Below are 18,171 nucleotides of genomic sequence, written 5' to 3'. Positions count from 1 at the left end.
TTCTCTTAGAAGCTTCACTAACAAGTCAAAACAGAATCAATGACGAATCGAAGACATTTAAAATATGTTTGCTATACGGGTGCTATGATGGCGGTTTTTGCTATTCCTCTTTTCAAAGGACTCCAACCTTTAGGTAGCATCATTACAATTACGGGTTTGGCAATAGTGATAACAATGAAGGTGATCCTTTGGAGAACCCGAGTTAAAACAGCTTGATATGAATTACAGATTAAAAACCTTAATCTCATTGTCTATTATATGCTTGTCCTTCATGACGAGCTACGCTCAAATAGAGTATTCTATACAAATTGAGGCTTTGAAGAAGAGTTTTGAAGAACGGACGACTGAAGCGATAAAGCCGTATATAAGTGATTCACTAGCATTTGGCAATTATCCTTCTAAAGTCTCGATTCAAATTTTGACTCAAGTATTTAAGAATTTACCAGATTTAAATAGTCTTGAAATCCTGAGTCAAAAATCTGGAGAAGCTGAATTAGAGTATAATTTTACACTGCTGGGCAAACGCACTTCGAAAGTCCTATTTGACAATTCTGGTAAGGTAATGAGGCTAGAATTAGTAGATAATTTATTGAGGGAAGAGGCTGAAGCTCAAGCTGCACTTGCAAGACAAAAACAAGTGCCAACTCCTGGTGCCTTGGCCGAAAAACACCCATTCAAAGAAGTAAGTTTTAATGCGCCAGACGGTTTAATGATTACAGCAAACTTGTATGAAACTGGAGCAGGTTTACCAGTTGTCCTGCTTTGTCATCAGGCAGGTTATAACAAGTACGAGTATGCTGATATAGCTCCAAAGTTGAACGAAATGGGCTTCAATGTAATGGCGATTGACCAGCGTTCGGGAGGCAGTTTTGGAGGTCAAAGCAATGCCACTTTTGAAAGAGCAAAGTCAGCCGGCCTTGAAACAGGCTTCCTGGATGCCGAACAAGATATTGAGGCGGCAGTTAATTTTCTTTATGAGAAGTACGGTAAACAAGTAATCCTTTGGGGTAGCTCTTACTCATCTAGCCTTGCATTATTCATTGGAGACTCAAATGAGAGGGTTAGTGCGATGATATCATTTAGTCCTGGGGATTACTTTGGAGATGCAAAACCATCCCTTTCAACTGTTTTTAAATCGGTAGAAAAGCCCTTTTTGGTTACCTCTTCAAAAGAAGAAGCAAAGGCGCTGTCATCCTTGATAGAAGGTGCTCAATTGAACCAAAAGCAGTCTCAATTCATTCCTCAAGGTCAAGGATATCATGGTTCACGTGCTTTATGGGAAGGTCAAGAGGGAGGAGAGGAGTATTGGTCACAAGTGACTAGTTTTCTTCGTTCACTCAATTAAAACAGACCTGTTTATAAACTTTTCATACCTTTACTGTCAATGCAAAGGTTCTCATGGTGTAAAAACCATGGGATTAATAGGGAATCAGGTGTAATTCCTGAACAGTCCCAGCTGCTGTAAACCCATTTTTAGGTTTGCTGAATTTTGCCACTGCCCCGAATTATGTCGGGATGGGAAGGCTCAGTAAAACCGGGAAAGTCAGAAGACCTGCCTTTGTTTTTGAACACTATGACGCTTTCTGAGGAAAAGCTACTGGTATGAAAAGACTGAGAAACAATATTACCCATCGCAGGGCGGATTACACCCTGACATGGCTTCCCGCTTTATTGCTAGCCCTTCTTCTGGGCTGCCAAAATTCCGAAAATCAGAATACTGTTGATGAGGGTTTCGACCCGGATCGGGACTATTTTCCTTCAAAGACTTCCATTGACCATGCCATTGGTTTTGATATAGTTTATCACAATAATTGGAAGGAGATTCAACTCTTTCGGCATTACAACGACTTTGTAGATACCGTTAGGTTCGCTTTGGTCCAAAAAGAAACTCCATCTCCTGAAGGATTTTCCGATGAGCGAATTGTTAGCATTCCTTCTGAACACCTGGCTTCTATGTCTACCACTCACCTGGGCATGTTTGAAAAGTTAAATGCTTTGGATGTTTTGAAGGGCATTGAACGTGCGGAATATGTCTCAAGCGAGAAGGTTAAGGCTTTGGTAGAAGAAGGGAATATCACAGAACTTGAGCCTTCGGGAACCCTCAATACCGAATTGGCAGTGAATGAGGGAATAGAATTATTACTGGGCGTTGGATACCCTAATTCTCAAAATGATAGCTATCAAGAGTTGGAAAATGCTGGAATTCCGGTACTGCTCAATGCCGATTGGCAGGAGAAAACACTCCTGGGCCGAGCCGAGTGGATGAAGCTTTTGGCCGCCCTGCTGAATAAAGAAAAGCTTGTAAATGAGGTGTTCAGTGCCATGGAAGAAGAATTCAATCAAGTGTTAGAACTGGTTGAAGCCAATGTAACGAAGGGACCGTCCACTATCACAGGTATAGCCCAGGGGGATGCCTGGTTTGTAGCTGGGGGTAAAAGCTTTGCCTATTACATTCTTGATTTGGCCAAAGTCGAATACCCATGGAAGAACAGTGACAATACGGGAAGCCTAAGGTTAGATTTTGAGACTGTATATGCCGAAGGTCTAAAAGCCGATTTTTGGATGGTACCTAGTACGGCAAAGACATTGGACGAGATTCTTCAGGCCGATAGCCGATACGCAGACTTCAAATCCTTTAAAAACCGAAATATCTACAATATCTATGGTAAGTATACCGAAGGAGGAGGGAATGACTACTATGAATCTGCGGTAGTCAATCCGCATATCGTTCTGAAGGACAATATTAAGGTCTTTCATCCCGAGCTCTTACCAAATCATGAGTTGGTTTACTATAACCGTTTAAGGTAGGTCATTGTCTGTTTTCCATAACATACCGGGTGAATCAGGTAAAGGCCTGACACAATGGAGGCTCATGGTCATGCTGATCGTGGCAGTCATCCTATTGATTTTACTCGATTTGGGACTAGGTTCGGTACACATACCAATACCTGAGGTTGCAAGGATTCTTTTAGGAAGTTCGGTTGACAATGAGGCTTGGCAAGCCATTGTGCTTAAGATTCGGCTTCCAAGAACGATCACTGCCGTTCTTGCTGGTGCCGCATTATCAGTTGGCGGTCTTCAAATGCAAACGCTTTTTAGAAACCCATTGGCAGGACCATCGGTATTGGGCATTACAGCAGGAGCTAGCTTGGGTGTAGCTGCGGTTATGTTAGCCGCGGGTAGTGCCACTACGGCTTTTACTATTCGTTCTTTGGGCTTAGGAGGTAGCTGGTTAATTGTAATTGCCGCATCGATCGGTGCTGCACTTGTATTGTTGGCTATCCTTGCCATCTCTTATCGAATAAGAGATAATGTTGTCATGCTGATCGTGGGTATTATGGTGGCTAATATTACAATTGCCATTGTCAGTATATGGCAGTATTTCAGCAACCCTGAGCAAATTCAAGAATATATTCTCTGGACCTTCGGTAGCCTTGGTGGTGTAACCGCTGATCAGCTTCAAGTCTTAGGACTCATTGTTGGTTTGGGAGTCATTATGACCTTCGCGTTGAGTAAGACCCTTAATGTACTGCTGCTTGGAGAAGACTATGCTCAAAGTATGGGATTGAACATCCGTAGATCTAGGGTAGCAATTATTGGTGTTACCAGTATTCTGGCAGGAGCAATAACAGGTTTCTGTGGCCCGATCGGTTTCGTGGGAATTGCGGTACCTCATCTGACCAGAAGCCTTTTGAATACATCAGATCACAAAGTGCTTATCCCAAGCTGTGTTCTGGTGGGTGCCGTCCTTATGCTGGTGTGTGATATCATTTCTCAAGTGCCCGGCAGTAACACTGTTTTACCAGTGAATGCCATCACCGCAATGATCGGTTCGCCAATTGTCATTTGGATCATTGTTAAACGCAGAAATCTAAAATCTTCCTTTTGATGACCGACTCAAAAGCGATATTGACAAGTCAAAGCCTCGCAGTTGGCTATAAGGAAAAAGAAGTTCTATCTGGATTGAATCTCGTCCTTAAAAAGGGCGAATTGACTTGTTTACTAGGACCTAACGGTTCAGGAAAGTCAACCCTTATCAGATCCATAACGGGTATACAAAAGCCATTGTCAGGTAAGGTACTTATTCAGGAAAGGTCACTTTCTGAGATTACGCCTAAAGAAATGGCGAAGACCTTGAGTCTAGTCCTGACCGATCGCGTAACACCCGGTAACCTGACTGTTTTCGCTTTGGTGTCATTAGGTAGATTTCCTTACACCAGTTGGATGGGTGCGCTAAATAATAAAGACAAAGAACTCATTCAGTGGGCGCTAGAAGTTACAGGTACACTACACTTTGCTGATCGTCATGTTGGTGAGCTTAGCGATGGCGAAAGGCAAAAGGTAATGATAGCGAGAGCCTTAGTTCAAGACACCGATATTATCATTCTGGATGAACCGACTGCTCACTTGGACTCTCCTAATCGTATCGAAATATTCCATCTACTTAAGGAACTAACACACAAAACAGGTAAGACTATTTTGATCTCCACCCATGAGATAGACATGGCCATCGAAAACTGCGACAATATGTGGTTGGTCATGCCCGGAAGAAGTGTAGAGACTGGAATACCCGAAGAACTCGTATTGAGCGGTGCACTGGAATCTGCTTTCGGCTCAGAGGAATTGACCTTTGATTATTTAAAAGGTCGATTCAGCAAGTATGACGAAAGTTCCAGTCTCAGGGTGGAAGTGGCAGGAGATCCAATACTTGCCAAGTGGACAAAACAGGCACTTTATCGAAGTCAAATTAAGAGTCAGGAGGTCATTCAAATAGAGGTTTCTGGTAATCGGAAAGATCCACTTTGGAGAATTTCAGACACAGACGAAAAAATTAATTCACTATCACAACTTATTAACTACTTAAAAACAAAATGACAAACGTTAGAATGAGGGGGACAATACTAGTCGTATTGTTGAGCATCGGCTTTCTTTCATATGCACAAGAAAGAAAAGACACAACTGACCTGGGTGAATTTGTAGTAACCGGGACCCGTTTTAGAACTCCAATAGAGAAGTCTGGAAAGACAATTTACAAGTTAACGCGAGAATTTATTGACAAGTCTCCTAGTAAGACGGTTGCCGACCTGCTTAATGAAGTTCCCGCAGTGCAAACTGATGGTAATTTCGGAACTCCAGGCACGAATATCGAATACTATGTTAGAGGAGCTAGAAGTAAGTATACGCTTGTCTTGATTGACGGAGTTCCGATGAATGACCCAACAGGTATTAGTTTGTTTTATGATCTGAGATATTTACCTGCCAACCAGGTGGAATCAATTGAGATACTGAAAGGAGGTCTAAGCGCACTTTATGGAAGTAATGCTGCCGCTGGAGTTATCAGTATCAATTTGAGAGATAATGCCAAGGATTTGATTCAAGGGACTATCGATGTAAATGGGGGTTCATTTGGAGCGTTTGGGCTTAATGCCAATGTGAATGGAACTAGCAATAGTTTCGACTATGGCTTGTCCTTTAACAGAACTTCTTTTGATGGGTTTACCGCGGCTGCTCAAACTGACCCCAATGCTAATTTTGATGATGACGGTTTCGAAAAAACCAACCTATTGTTCAAAGGAGGTTATCAGGGAGACAACAGATTCGGTATGGATTTCACAGTCGCTTATGATGATTTCAAAGCAGACATCGATGCCTTTTCATTCACGGACGAGCTAAATGCTTTTTCAGACTACCAACAATTCAGAATTGGAGCGCGACCTCAACTGGAGTTCAAAAATGGCAGGTCTGCTTTAAGTGTTAGTTATATAAACAATGAGCGTGTTTTCCAAAGCGCTTTCCCATCCACTTTCGAAGGAGAGAATCTTCAGGTCGATCAGACCAATGAGTTTGAAATTTCGGAATTCGCAAGAGCTCTTTTTGGAGTCAATGTTCAAAGGCTTAAGAACAATACTGAAAACCAAGAGGGAGACTTTACGATAGTTGACCCCTATGCCTCTATTGTTCTAGAAAGCGATCAGGGCCTGAATTTTCATTTTGGATTGAGACTAAATACACATAGTGATTACGACAATCAACTCTTAACAACCGTCAACCCATCGTGGCTGATAGACTTGAGTAGAGATGTTTCCATAAAGCCATTCCTGTCGATCTCTAATGCATATAATACGCCATCACTGTTTCAGATAAACTCACCTTTCTTTGGGAATCAAGACCTTACTCCTGAGCAGACCAATAGCTATGAGTTCGGGACAGCGTTATACACAAAAAGTGGGCTGACCTATAACTTTGCATTATTCAGACGTGATGAAGACAATGCCATTGATTTTCTTTCAATTTTTGATGCTAATGGCGCCTTTATCGGAGGTCGTTATATCAATTTGGATTCAAGAAGGGAAGTGCAAGGCATCGAAACCGACATTACATGGGATATTAACACCAAGGTGACGCTGACGGCAAACTACTCTAAGCTAGCTACGAATAATGACGCTTTGTTCTCAAGAATACCCAAAGAGAAGTATGGCGTTGGACTTTTGTTCACTCCTATTGAAGCTTCATCAATCAATATTAGATATAATCATACTGGAGAACGTAGGGTATCCCCTTTTTCAGATGATAAGTTGGAGAGCTATAGCTTGGTTGACATTGCGTTGCGAAAGCAATTCTTATCTAAAAAACTTACGGCATACGGGGCCATCAATAATATTTTTGATGAGGAGTTTGTAGGCGTTGTGGGCTTCACTACCATGGGAAGAAACTACACCGTTGGACTAAGCTATGACTTTTAGTCTTTATGAATAAGGCAGTTTTCAATTGGAGTGGAGGGAAAGATAGTGCGCTGGCGCTGCACCTTAGCCTTCAAGACTCAGGATTCGAAGTCAATCAACTGCTGACTAGCATAAACACTTACACAAATCGAATATCTATGCATGGTGTTCGATTGGAGATGCTTGAGCGGCAGGCCCAGTCAATTGGTCTACCGCTTGATTTGCTTGAGCTACCCAAAGAGCCCTCAATGGCCGAATATGACCAATTGATGAAGGCAAAACTCGAAGGCTTCATAAAGGATGAAATCAAGTTTTCAATTTTCGGTGATATCTTTTTAGAAGACCTTAAAAAATACCGTGAAGACCGATTGGCAGAAGTTGGTTTAAAAGCCCATTTTCCACTCTGGGGAAGAGATACTCGAGAATTGATCGAAGCGTTTCTTAATCTGGGTTTTAGAACAATAGTTGTGGCTGTGGACGGGAGTAAACTCGATAAATCTTTTGTTGGAAGAGAACTCACTAGAGATTTTGTTTCCGACTTGCCATCGGGAGTAGATCCTTGTGGAGAGAATGGAGAGTTTCACTCCTTCGTCTTCGATGGGCCGATTTTCAAAAGACCAATTGCCTTTGAGAAGGGAGAGGTAGTGGGTAAATCATACAATTTATCACAAAATAGTTCGGATAGTGTCACCTATTGGTTTCAAGATTTAATACCAAACTAGATTAAGTCAACTGGCCGACCTTTAATGCATGGCTCACCATTGCATTGCAACTTTTTCTTCTATGCCCAAGTTTACTTGGTGCAAACATTGAAACCATGAGAATAAAGACAAATAGCTTGGTAGTCCTCGCCCTTTTACTGGCATTGGGATGTTCTAATTCTAAAAATACTTTTGCAGGTAGTGTCACAGATGCCCCGAGTCATGAAAATTGGACCAAGCTTTTGGCCAAGCACGTGCGACCAAATGGGCTAGTTGACTACAAGGGTTTTATTGCTGACAAGTCAGAACTCAATGCATACGCAGATTATTTGAGTGAAAACCCTCCGGCTGAGAGCTGGTCTGACAATGAAAAGATTGCTTACTGGATCAATGCATACAATGCATTTACTGTGAAATTGATCGTGGACAACTATCCTGTCAAGAGTATCAAAGATCTCAACCCTTCACTTTCAATCCCAACGGTACGAAGTATATGGACCAAAGAGTGGTTTCAAATTGGGGGAGAGGATTTTAGTCTGGATCGGATTGAGCATAAAATTCTGAGAAAGGACTTTGAAGAACCGCGAATTCACTTTGCTGTCAATTGTGCTTCCATTTCATGCCCTGTACTTAGAAATGAGGCCTATACGGCTGAAAAACTGGGCGTTCAGCTAGATGAGCAGGCACGTTTATTTTTAAATGATACATCTCGAAACAAAATCACACCACATCGAGTTGAGGTGTCGAAAATCTTTTCATGGTTTGGAGGAGATTTTAAAAAAGGCCAGTCCTTGATTCAATTTTTGAATAAGTACACAGACGTTCAAATTGAAGAAAAAGCAAAAGTTCGTTTTACTAGCTACGACTGGAACCTCAATGATGTGAATTAATTAGTAGAGTGTAAATAAACCCCAAAAGCCGTCCCAATATCTGGGACGGCTTTTTGTTATGTATTTAGTATAATTGTAATCTCAAAATTAGGTCAACGTATAATGCAGGTTCGGACAAGACCAATCGCGGTCTTATGCTTCTTGGTCATCATAGTTTCATTTACCGGTTTAGACAGGGGTGAAGTCATAAATGAAGAGTTAAGCATCAAAGAAGCCACTTCAGATAGAATATCACTTACTAATGAGATGTCTGATTTACCGACTTTTGAACCTATAGATTCGATGGTCAATCGTGCCATGCGAAGTCTTCGGCTTACGGGTGCTACAGTAGCGATAGTCAAAAATGAAAAGCTAGTCTATGCCAAAGGTTTTGGTTTTTCCGATAAGGAAAAGAAAGAGAAGGTAGCGCCACATCACCTTTTCAGGATAGGTTCGGTATCAAAACTAATCACTGCCATTGGGGTGTTGAAATTGGTCGATGATGGAAAGATCACTTTGGACGATTATGTCTTCGGAGAAAATGGAATCCTAAAAGGGCGACTCTATAGTAATATTTCGAACAGAAACGTCTATCGAATCAAAGTCAAACATTTGCTGAATCATACAGCTGGCTGGAGTTTGATTACCTATGGAGACCCTATGTTTATTCCTCATAAAATTCACAAAATGGATAAAGTCAGTTATCCTATCGAATTTGATGATGTGATAAAATTCGTCCTGAAGAGACACTTGCCTTATCGACCTGGAACACGGTTTAACTACTCTAATTTTGGCTATAGTTTGCTGGGAAGGGTTATAGAGGAGGTGACAGGCGATGATTACGAAGACTGGGTTCAGGATGAGATTTTAGAACCTAATGACATTCATAAAATGCGGATCGCTGGGAGTTTTGAAAAGGACCGTGTAAAAGATGAGGTGAAATACTATGATTATAGTGCCGACAACGAACAGTTGTCTTTCAATGGCTCTGGTAAAAAGGTTTATAAGCCCTATGGTGCCGATGATATAGAGATGTTAGGCCCTGCCGGAGGTTGGCTTGCTAATGGTGTGGATCTAATGCGAGTATTGGTGCTCGTAGATGGCTATTCAAAAAGATATGAGGACATATTAAGTTCTGACCTGATCAACAAAATGGTCAATGGAGTCGGAGGAGTGAATCGTCCACTGGGCTGGAGAAGTGTTAAAGGTCAGCACTGGTGGAGAACAGGAACACTTTCAGGAACCTCGGCTTTACTTACCAGAGATTTAAATGGTTATTCCTGGGTGATCATTTCGAATACTACGCCACGGAGGGGAAGCTTTCCGGGGACCAGCCGGTGGGCTATTAGAGAAGGAATCAAAAGGGTGAAATCGTGGCCTTCACAGGATTTATTCGAAGTTTCGGATTAGGGTAAAAAACGAAAGCCGATCTGACGACCGGCTTTACAACCAAAATTAACCCTAACTATGTACTATAGTTTTCTTACTTAGAAAGTCTGTAATATTTGTTGTTACCCAAGCTGCTTAAATAATCAGCCTGATTTACGAGCTTTCTTAATTCTTTATCATTAGCAGGGTTTCCAGAAGCGATTAGGTTATCGTTGTTGTCGAAAACATTTACCTCTTCGATGGCTTCTTCTTCCATTTCCATGTAGATTTCTTCCTCGATCTCCATTTCTTCTTCGTCAAAGAACTGCTCAATTTCTGCTATTAACTGAGCTTCCATTACTGACACTTCGCGATTTAGATCATTTGACTTGACCGTTCCTGCTTGAAATAAGGTGACCGCTGCAAGCAAGACCGCGATGATAGCACTTAAGTTTTTGAGTTTTGGGCTGTTGCTGTTTTTTGTGTTGACGTTTGGGCTTTTCATTTTGTTGTTGTTTTGAGTTTTTAACTTTTTTACTGACCTGCCCTTTTATATCCAATGCCTGTGCCAAAACTTTTAAGTAATTGATAATCAAGTATTTAAAATTAAGTGACCGATTTTGTACAAAAAAAGGTGTACGATAATCGTACACCTTATGGTTAGTTTTAGAACACTTTTACTCGTAACGAAGCGCTTTTACTGGGTTGGTAGTTGCAGCTTTGAAAGCTCGGTAGCCAATCGATAGGAGTGCAATCAGAATTGTCAATAAGAATGCGCCTACAAAGACAAGCGGACTCACTTCCACTTGATAAACGAATGAATTGAGCCATTCTCTCGTACCATAGAACCCAAAGGGTACTGCAATCACTGTAGCAATGGCTATTAACCAGATGTATTTGCTCGATAGTAAGAGTACAAGGCTGTTAGTATTCGCACCAACAACTTTGCGAATACCAAGCTCCTTGGTTTTTTGTTGTACCACGAAAGCGATTAGACTGTATAGGCCAAGGCAGCCTATGGCAATGGCCAGGATGGCCGTAGCATTGATGAAGCCAAAAAGCGTTCTGTCAATTTCGTAGTCAATCGCTATTTCATCGGTGAAGCTCTTGTAGTCAGCTACAAAGTCTGGGTTCATAGAAGAAGATACCTTATCTATATGTTGGGCAACCTCTGAATAATAACCCTCTTTCACCTTAACAAAAGTCTGATTGTAGCCAGCATAGTCTCCTTCGAAAACAGAAGGCTTAATTTCGTTTCGTAGGTTATCGGTATGGAAGTCGGCTAGTACACCAACTATAGTAGCATTATCAGAATAACCATTGATATTGACTCTTCGGCCAACGGCCTCTTGAGGATCGTCCCATCCAAGTTTTTGAAGTGCTAGTTCTGTTACCACAATCTCTCTATTCTCAGTTTGGTAATTTGCCGGAGAGAACCAAGAGCCAGCAATTACTTTAAGGTTGAAGAGTTCGGCATAGTTGATATCAACATGTTTGAAGTCGCAGTTTACTTCAATCCTTTCCGTGCTTTCAGGATCGACTAGTGTCGTGTTCCATGGGTTAATCGCATTGGGACCACCTGTTCCGAAGGTCACGTTTTCAATAAACGGACTTTCCATTAATTGGCTCTTTGCACTATTGATGAGTGCGGGGTCTACTCTATATCCGCCCGGAACAAAGTTGCCTAAGCCAATGATATCCTCAGTGTCGTAGCCCAAATCCTTATTCTTGATGTATGAAAATTGGCTATTGAATATCAAAACAGAAATGACGAGTATTTGCGCTACCACAAACTGAACAGTCAAAAGTGTATTGCGGACAACCGCCTTGCGACCTCTTACTTGTGTGAACTTACTTCTGATAACTTCAAGTGGTTTGAAGTTGACAAGCATTCCTACTGGGTACAGACCTGCCAGAAATGTAAGTATAACACCAAGGCCAATAGCGAAAATGATAGACGCCATTTCCAATTTCAAGTCAATGCTAATGGCAGACATCGCTCCATTAATTTCATTCAATAGGACTTCAGCAATCCAGATCGAGAAGAAGGTAGCGGTCAACGTGACTATCGACAGCTCCAGAAAGAACTGGTTAGCCAATTGACTTTTGGCGCAGCCGATAATTTTCTTAATGCCTACCTCTTGGCTTCTTTTGAGAACCTGAGCGGTAGATAGGTTTACAAAGTTGATGGTACAAGTTGCTAAAACAATGAATGCTATGATAAGCAAACCATAAATGGTGTCATTAGGGATGGTATAGTTGAGTCCGCTATACCGATCGTCTGTGTGCAGGGACTTCAATCCACCCAGTTCGAAGGAAATTGTTTCGGCTGCTTCTTCACCCAGGTTGTTCACCACGATAGCATTGAATTGACTCGCTAAATTTACTGGATCAACATTTTCCGGCAGTAATACCCATGTGGTACCCATGCTCGTAATACTCCAGGTATTTCTAACATAAAACTCCTGCACCTTAGGCATCATGGCCACATTCGCCAGCATGGTATAGGGAAGGTTAGTATTCAATCTTGGATCGGCAACAATACCTCTAATAACACCCTGAGCTCTTCTTGCAAAATCTATCGTTTGACCCATTGGGTCTTCATTTCCAAAGTATCTTTTGGCTGTACTTTCCGTCAGTACAACAGCTTGGGGATCAGAAAATGCTTCTTCAGGATTACCTCTAAGCCACTTTTGGTCGAACATTTGGAAATAATTCTCGTCAACAAATAGTGCCTTGCTTTCATCGAACTTTTCTTCTCCTATGAAAACTCTTGTTTCAATTGGGCCGATGGTACGAGAAACTGCTTCAATTTGAGGGTAATCTGTTCTTAGCACCTTATGAAGAGGCTCTGGAGTTTGGCTACCATAGTTAGCACCCCATTGTGTTTTTTCAACAAAGTTGACACGATAGACACGATCAGCATTTGTGTGGAAGTGGTCAAAAGTATACTGGTACTTGATCAAGGTGAAGATCACTATACTCACAGTCATACCAATGGTTAGACTTAGGAGATTGATTCCAGTATTCGCTCTATTTCTGAGCAGGTTTCTAAAAGCCGTTTTGAAGAATATCTTGTTCATGGCGATATCAATTTAATCGTTAACTGTGAATAATGTTTTAAATAGGTACTCTTTCATATTGTCCGACTGACCGAAAGTATTGGGATCGAATTGGTCAGTATTACTAAGGACAATGAGTGTTTCAGGTCCGTCTAATGAGGTTATGAGTACTGAATTGCTTCCCATTATGCCTCCTCTTCGCTCCATCACTCTAGGTTTGCCAGTAATAAAAGGTGAGTTGAAAGTCCAACAACCCAAGGCGGCATAACCTAAACTTGGTTTTGATTCGAAGAGAGATTTTTTTGCTTCTTTGCCTAATAAGGAATCACCCTTGAGGGCTTTAGTGAATTTGAGCAAGTCCGACACTGTAGAGAACATGGAGCCTGCTGCCCAAAAATTCTGAATATGAATGTTGAGTTCTGGTTTCTTGCTACCTCGTTTGATTTCGAATGATGGGATTACGTCAGCGGGTAATTCTTTCTCAACTAATAATCCAGTATTGGACATTTCTAAAGGAGTGATGATACGTTCGTTGAGTTCTGTCAGGTATGACCTTCCCGCAACCTGCTCTATGACTTTGCCAAGAATGAGGTAGTCAACATTATTATAGTTGATGTCGGCACCGGGTGCAAACTTGGCCTTCTTAGAAGCAAACTTTGAGATATTTTCTTCGGGACTGTTTGCGCTTAAGTAAGATATGTGACTTTCTTTTTTTAATCCTGTGGTGTGTTGAAGCAAATGCTTAATCGTGATTTGATGGGCATTCGTAATTTCTAGATTAGGTAATAGACTGCCGACCTTGGTGTTTAAGGCGATTTTTTCTTCTGCTATGAGTTGCATAATGATGACCGCGGTGAACAGTTTGGTGATTGAGGCGATCTTAAAGCGAGAGTCCGGATCTAAAGATTTAGTATTATCGAGATCTCCGAAACCGGTAGCAGCTATCATTTGGTTGCTTTCACTATCAACTGTGAGTATTGCTCCCGAAAATTGTTGGGTTTCTAAGTAAGCTTCGAGTGCAGCTTTGCTTGAAAGTGGGTTTGTCGTTTGGCTGCGCAACACTGCTAAGGCGAGTGTTAGAATGGTTAATGTTAGTGCAATCTTTCTCATGAAAACCATAGTTTCAACCCTTGTGCCATTATCGTAAAGCACAGAAAAACAGAGAGTTATAAAAATTTAAAAACTTATGCCTCAAAATGTTGTTCCGATATGAAACAGATTTCTGTTCCGCTCAGGAACATTTTTTAAACTTGACACCATGAAGCAGAAGGAAAATGCCCACATCCTAATCATTGATGATGATCCTGATGTATTGTTGACAGGTGAGATCGTGTTGAAGCAAAGGTTCAGCAAGGTTTCTTGTGTTGACCACCCTAAAAAGGCAGATGAGGTTTTAAAGTCAGGTGAAGTGGAAGTACTTCTCTTAGATATGAATTATTCTCCAGGTGCGAATGACGGAAAGGAAGGTCTAGAATGGATTTCAAAACTCAACGGTGCCCATCCCGAAGTCAAGATTATCATTATTACTGCCTACGGAGAGATCACTTTGGCAGTGGAAGCAATGAAGAGAGGCGCTATTGATTTCGTGACTAAGCCGTGGGAATATGAAAAGATTCAAGTTTCAGTAAGTAATGCATTGAAACTTGCTAGGTCAGAAAAGGAAATTCAAAGACTAGAGACGAAACAGCAAGGCCTAAAACAGCACTTAGTAGCCAAATCAGATCAGGTTATAGCCGAGTCATCAGAAATGCAGCAGGTGTTGAAGATGGCTGAGAAAGTGAGCCGAACCGATGCCAATGTATTATTGCTGGGTGAAAATGGCACGGGTAAAGGCCTGATGGCAAAACTCATTCACGAAATGTCGCCACGTGCTGGTGAAGTCTTCATGTCTGTTGATTTAGGGTCAATCACAGAATCCCTGTTTGAGTCTGAGCTTTTTGGCCATAAGAAAGGTGCATTTACCGATGCAAGAGAGGACCGAATGGGCCGATTTGAAGCTGCCGATGGCGGAACCATATTTCTCGATGAAATAGGAAACCTCACACCACAAATGCAGTCGAAATTACTGACAGTTATTCAAAATAGAGAGTTGACGCGAGTAGGTGAAAACAAGCCAAGACAGTTTGATGTGCGGATCATAGCGGCTACTAATGCCAAGTTGGAGCAGATGATTGAGAACGGAGCGTTTCGGGAAGACTTATTCTTTAGACTTAACACGATCGAACTGGACTTGCCCCCCTTAAGAGATCGTTTGGCTGATATAGCTCCTATGGTAGATCATTTTATGGCGAAGTTCTGTAAAAAGTATGCTCAGGATCAACCTAAAATGGGTGCGAACACATTAGAAAAGTTAAAGAAGTATCATTGGCCAGGTAACATCAGAGAACTGGAACATGCGGTGGAACGAGCGGTCATTTTGAGCGATGGTGTGACCCTGATGCCGGAAGATTTTAATCTGAGAAAGCAGATGAGATCTGACGACTTTATCACCACCACGAACCTGGAAGAACTCGAGCGAATCACCATTGAGAAAGTGATAAAGAAGAATGAAGGTAATATGAGTAAGGTGGCTCAAGAGCTTGGAATAGGTCGCACAACACTCTATAGAAAACTAGAAAAGTATGGCTTTCAATAGGTTCACAGTTCAGGTTGCTGTTCGACTGATCTTGATTGCCGCGACCATGTTTGCTGCAGTCTGGTCTTATTTCAAGACAGAGATTATCATGTCCCCGTTAGGCTTTGGCGTGTTGACTATTGCGCAGCTGGTTCTGTTATTCTATTTCATCAACAGAACCAGAGATGAGTTGCTCATCTTTTTTAAGTCCTTTGACAATCGAGACTTCAACAAGGCTTATAACGAATTTGCATGGGGGCAAAGTAAAGACGAATTGAAGGTGGCATTTAACAATGTGCTTAGAACTTTCAAAAAACTCACTTTAGAAAGAGAGGAGCAATATCAGTACCTGCAGATGGTGAATGAGCATGTTTCTGTCGGGTTGATCAGTTTCAAAACTGATGGGAAAGTTGACTTGATGAATTCAGCGGCACAAGACCTGTTTGGGGTGCCTGCTTTAGGAAAAATTGATCAGTTAGCCAATCACGATGAGGGTGTCTGGAATGCACTGAAGGCCCTTAAGACAGGAGATAAAATTGTACTCTCACCCAGTGAATCAAAAACAAAATTAGCCGTTGTTAGCCGATCGTTTAAGCTAGCGGAAGAAGATTATACACTCATCTCCCTTCAAGATATTTCAGCCGAACTCGAAGAGCGTGAAATGGACGCCTGGCAAAAGCTGATCAGGGTGCTGACCCATGAAATCATGAACTCGGTTACGCCAGTGGTATCCCTCACCACGGCCATAAAGATGATTATGCAAGATGATGAGGGTAAGCTTAGGGCAGACCAGTTTGAAAAAGATGATCTTGAAGATGTTTTCAAAAGCATAGTCGCAATTGAAAAAAGAGGACAAGGACTTCTTGGATTCGTTCAGGCCTATCGTGACTATACTAGGCCTCCTGTGCCGGAAATTTCCAGCGTTAACCTCTTCTCTCTAATTCACGACACGGTTCAAATTTCTAAATCGGAACTGGGTTCGGTGAAGCTCAAACTGTCGCCAGATATTCCAGAAGATGCTTTTGTACAGGCGGATGAGAAATTGATCAGTCAGGTCTTGATTAATCTGGTAAAGAATGCGGCCGAAGCGATGGAAGGTCAGTCTGATGCGCAAATCGATATCAACGTTCAGGAAGAAGCTGAGCACATTAATCTAGAAATAACAGATAATGGTCCAGGTATACCTGCAGACATCATCAACGAAGTCTTTGTTCCTTTCTTCACCACAAAGAAGCAAGGCAATGGCATAGGGCTTAGTTTATCCAAACAGATTATGAAGGCGCACAAGGGAGATATCACAGTTGTCAGTAACTCGAGAGGAACGACCTTTAGTTTGAAACTTTGAAAAGTTTGTTAGCCATATTCTTCTTTCCCTGAGGAACGAAGGGTCTTACGCGAATAGAAGATTCTCCTAGACTACAACATCTCATTAGCCAAGTTGGCCAATTCTGAGCGCTCACCTTTCTCCAAGGTGATATGCGCATACAATGGATGATCCTTCACACGATCAATCAAATAGGAAAGCCCGTTAGATTGAGAATCTAGATATGGTGTATCAATCTGATTTACATCGCCTGTAAAAACAATCTTAGTATTCTCGCCAGCCCTAGTGATCACCGTCTTAATTTCATGAGGCGTGAGGTTTTGTGCCTCATCCACGATAAAATAGATGTTGGATAAACTTCTACCTCTGATATAGGCCAATGGCGTAATCAAAAGTTTCTCTTTATTCACCATCTCAGTGATGGCCTTGAATTCTTTATCTGTTTCCTTGTACTGATTCTGGATGAACTTCAGGTTATCCCAAAGCGGTTCCATATAGGGGTTGAGCTTTGATTTGATATCCCCGGGCAGATAACCAATGTCTTTATTACTTAGGGGGACGATCGGCCTGGCAAGGTAGATTTGTTTAAAATCTCTTCGCTGTTCTAATGCTCCAGCCAACGTGAGCAATGTTTTTCCTGTTCCCGCCACACCTTGAATGGTAACGAGTTTGACATCAGGATTCATAATGGCATGAATTGCAAAGGTCTGTTCCGCATTGCGAGGCTTGATACCAGAAACCGGACGTTTGTCTACTTTTTGAATAACATCATCCTGAGAGTTGTGGTAGGCGAGGATTGAATTCCTGTCACTCTTGAGGATAAAGTATTGGTTCGGTAATGATTTTTTGCGCTTCAAAACCTCTTTTGGCTGGAGGGTGCCATTTTCATAAAGGTGATTGATAATGTCTGAATCGACCTTTTCAATTTCAATAGCCCCTTTTCTTAAAGAGTCCACGCTCTTGACTTTACCAGTCTCATAATCTTCGGCTGGCAGCCCCATGGATTTGGCTTTAAGCCTGAGGTTAATGTCTTTGGAAACTAAAATCACATTTCTACCAGCATTTTCTTCGCGCAAGCGAAGTGCTGCATTCAAGATCCTATGGTCATTCTTTTTCTCACCAAAGACTCTGTTGGCGTCAAGAGCACTTTCTCCTGTGCCAGCCTCCATTACTACTTTAAAACTGCCTCGCGTTTTTCCGTTTAATGGAATCCAGTCTTGCAAGGACTTATCTTTTGCCAGCTTATCCAGCAATCGAGTAAACTCTCGAGCTTCAAAGTTTTTAGTGTCGTTTCCTTTTTTGAATTGATCTAGTTCTTCGAGAACCGTGATAGGGAGCCCAATATCGTGCTCCTCAAAATTCATAATGGCATTGTGTTCAAATAGGATTACGGAAGTGTCAAGTACAAAAATCTTCCTTTCGGTCTTCTTAGCTCTCGGCATAGAGTAGTGATCAATATTTGATAGAACGTTGAATTAAGTTATGAAAAAATCGACTCAAACAAAGGTCTG

At 41.7% G+C, this 18,171-nt stretch carries 15 protein-coding genes and 1 riboswitch; of the genes, 11 read left to right on the top strand and 4 right to left on the bottom strand.

The genetic code is table 11. The features are described 5' to 3' along the window. The first annotated feature begins 39 nt into the window (after window positions 1-39). The 9 genes from BFP97_RS20755 to BFP97_RS13295 all read left to right on the top strand — a co-directional run bounded on the left by BFP97_RS20755 (window position 40) and on the right by BFP97_RS13295 (window position 9,702). Window positions 40-216: a hypothetical protein gene (locus BFP97_RS20755; protein WP_170827467.1), complete on the top strand. Its 177-nt coding sequence runs from the start codon at window positions 40-42 to the stop codon at window positions 214-216. A 1-nt stretch (window position 217) separates the two neighbouring features. Next, complete coding sequence (locus BFP97_RS13330; protein ID WP_069842895.1) at window positions 218-1,345, top strand: alpha/beta hydrolase; 1,128 nt, start codon at window positions 218-220, stop codon at window positions 1,343-1,345. Window positions 1,346-1,373: 28 nt separating this feature from the next. Next, a riboswitch (cobalamin riboswitch) is annotated at window positions 1,374-1,575 on the top strand. A gap of 27 nt (window positions 1,576-1,602) precedes the next feature. Next, window positions 1,603-2,808 (top strand): ABC transporter substrate-binding protein, encoded by a 1,206-nt coding sequence (locus BFP97_RS13325; RefSeq protein ID WP_083262554.1) that lies wholly within the window; start codon window positions 1,603-1,605, stop codon window positions 2,806-2,808. Window positions 2,809-2,812: 4 nt separating this feature from the next. Further along, window positions 2,813-3,889 carry an iron ABC transporter permease gene (locus BFP97_RS13320; RefSeq protein ID WP_255399455.1) on the top strand — a complete coding sequence of 359 codons (1,077 nt, stop codon included), beginning with the start codon at window positions 2,813-2,815 and terminating at the stop codon, window positions 3,887-3,889. Further along, window positions 3,889-4,875 carry an ABC transporter ATP-binding protein gene (locus BFP97_RS13315; protein ID WP_069842894.1) on the top strand — a complete coding sequence of 329 codons (987 nt, stop codon included), beginning with the start codon at window positions 3,889-3,891 and terminating at the stop codon, window positions 4,873-4,875. Before BFP97_RS13320 ends, BFP97_RS13315 begins: the two co-directional genes overlap by 1 nt. Further along, window positions 4,872-6,743, top strand: a complete 1,872-nt coding sequence (locus BFP97_RS13310; protein ID WP_083262553.1) for a TonB-dependent receptor plug domain-containing protein — start codon at window positions 4,872-4,874, stop codon at window positions 6,741-6,743. The genes BFP97_RS13315 and BFP97_RS13310 overlap by 4 nt, the downstream gene beginning before the upstream one ends. A 5-nt stretch (window positions 6,744-6,748) precedes the next feature. Further along, window positions 6,749-7,444: a diphthine--ammonia ligase gene (locus BFP97_RS13305; protein WP_069842893.1), complete on the top strand. Its 696-nt coding sequence runs from the start codon at window positions 6,749-6,751 to the stop codon at window positions 7,442-7,444. Between the two features lie 95 nt (window positions 7,445-7,539). Continuing rightward, window positions 7,540-8,313: a DUF547 domain-containing protein gene (locus tag BFP97_RS13300; RefSeq protein ID WP_069842892.1), complete on the top strand. Its 774-nt coding sequence runs from the start codon at window positions 7,540-7,542 to the stop codon at window positions 8,311-8,313. 102 nt (window positions 8,314-8,415) lie between these two features. After that, window positions 8,416-9,702, top strand: coding sequence for a serine hydrolase domain-containing protein (locus tag BFP97_RS13295; RefSeq protein ID WP_069842891.1), 1,287 nt, complete (start codon window positions 8,416-8,418; stop codon window positions 9,700-9,702). A 73-nt stretch (window positions 9,703-9,775) separates the two neighbouring features. On the opposite strand, the gene BFP97_RS13290 is transcribed toward BFP97_RS13295, so the two are convergent. The 3 genes from BFP97_RS13290 to BFP97_RS13280 all read right to left on the bottom strand — a co-directional run bounded on the left by BFP97_RS13290 (window position 9,776) and on the right by BFP97_RS13280 (window position 13,832). Then, on the bottom strand, window positions 9,776-10,165 hold the full coding sequence (locus BFP97_RS13290; RefSeq protein ID WP_069842890.1) for a hypothetical protein: 390 nt from the start codon (window positions 10,163-10,165) through the stop codon (window positions 9,776-9,778). A gap of 172 nt (window positions 10,166-10,337) precedes the next feature. Further along, window positions 10,338-12,743 carry an ABC transporter permease gene (locus BFP97_RS13285; protein ID WP_069842889.1) on the bottom strand — a complete coding sequence of 802 codons (2,406 nt, stop codon included), beginning with the start codon at window positions 12,741-12,743 and terminating at the stop codon, window positions 10,338-10,340. Between the two features lie 12 nt (window positions 12,744-12,755). After that, window positions 12,756-13,832 (bottom strand): serine hydrolase domain-containing protein, encoded by a 1,077-nt coding sequence (locus BFP97_RS13280; protein ID WP_170827466.1) that lies wholly within the window; start codon window positions 13,830-13,832, stop codon window positions 12,756-12,758. A 148-nt stretch (window positions 13,833-13,980) separates the two neighbouring features. Between BFP97_RS13280 and BFP97_RS13275 the strand changes: the two genes are divergently transcribed. Next, window positions 13,981-15,357, top strand: coding sequence for a sigma-54-dependent transcriptional regulator (locus BFP97_RS13275; RefSeq protein ID WP_069842887.1), 1,377 nt, complete (start codon window positions 13,981-13,983; stop codon window positions 15,355-15,357). Continuing rightward, complete coding sequence (locus BFP97_RS13270) at window positions 15,344-16,681, top strand: sensor histidine kinase (RefSeq protein WP_069842886.1); 1,338 nt, start codon at window positions 15,344-15,346, stop codon at window positions 16,679-16,681. Before BFP97_RS13275 ends, BFP97_RS13270 begins: the two co-directional genes overlap by 14 nt. 71 nt (window positions 16,682-16,752) lie before the next feature. Here the strand turns inward: BFP97_RS13270 and BFP97_RS13265 are convergent, their stop codons facing one another. Further along, window positions 16,753-18,102, bottom strand: a complete 1,350-nt coding sequence (locus BFP97_RS13265; protein ID WP_069842885.1) for a PhoH family protein — start codon at window positions 18,100-18,102, stop codon at window positions 16,753-16,755. Window positions 18,103-18,171 lie beyond the last annotated feature (69 nt).

The organism is Roseivirga sp. 4D4, assembly GCF_001747095.1.
Taxonomy (GTDB): domain Bacteria; phylum Bacteroidota; class Bacteroidia; order Cytophagales; family Cyclobacteriaceae; genus Roseivirga.
Note: the sequence above shows the minus strand (reverse complement) of the source record. Positions and strands in the feature narration are given on the sequence as shown.

Bases quoted from the DNA above. Each gene is read 5' to 3' on its own strand.
- BFP97_RS20755 (WP_170827467.1), top strand. From the start codon at position 40: ATGACGAATCGAAGACATTTAAAATATGTTTGCTATACGGGTGCTATG.
- BFP97_RS13330 (WP_069842895.1), top strand. From the start codon at position 218: ATGAATTACAGATTAAAAACCTTAATCTCATTGTCTATTATATGCTTG.
- BFP97_RS13325 (WP_083262554.1), top strand. From the start codon at position 1,603: ATGAAAAGACTGAGAAACAATATTACCCATCGCAGGGCGGATTACACC.
- BFP97_RS13315 (WP_069842894.1), top strand. From the start codon at position 3,889: ATGACCGACTCAAAAGCGATATTGACAAGTCAAAGCCTCGCAGTTGGC.
- BFP97_RS13310 (WP_083262553.1), top strand. From the start codon at position 4,872: ATGACAAACGTTAGAATGAGGGGGACAATACTAGTCGTATTGTTGAGC.
- BFP97_RS13305 (WP_069842893.1), top strand. From the start codon at position 6,749: ATGAATAAGGCAGTTTTCAATTGGAGTGGAGGGAAAGATAGTGCGCTG.
- BFP97_RS13300 (WP_069842892.1), top strand. From the start codon at position 7,540: ATGAGAATAAAGACAAATAGCTTGGTAGTCCTCGCCCTTTTACTGGCA.
- BFP97_RS13295 (WP_069842891.1), top strand. From the start codon at position 8,416: ATGCAGGTTCGGACAAGACCAATCGCGGTCTTATGCTTCTTGGTCATC.
- BFP97_RS13290 (WP_069842890.1), bottom strand. From the start codon at position 10,165: ATGAAAAGCCCAAACGTCAACACAAAAAACAGCAACAGCCCAAAACTC.
- BFP97_RS13285 (WP_069842889.1), bottom strand. From the start codon at position 12,743: ATGAACAAGATATTCTTCAAAACGGCTTTTAGAAACCTGCTCAGAAAT.
- BFP97_RS13280 (WP_170827466.1), bottom strand. From the start codon at position 13,832: ATGAGAAAGATTGCACTAACATTAACCATTCTAACACTCGCCTTAGCA.
- BFP97_RS13275 (WP_069842887.1), top strand. From the start codon at position 13,981: ATGAAGCAGAAGGAAAATGCCCACATCCTAATCATTGATGATGATCCT.
- BFP97_RS13270 (WP_069842886.1), top strand. From the start codon at position 15,344: ATGGCTTTCAATAGGTTCACAGTTCAGGTTGCTGTTCGACTGATCTTG.
- BFP97_RS13265 (WP_069842885.1), bottom strand. From the start codon at position 18,102: ATGCCGAGAGCTAAGAAGACCGAAAGGAAGATTTTTGTACTTGACACT.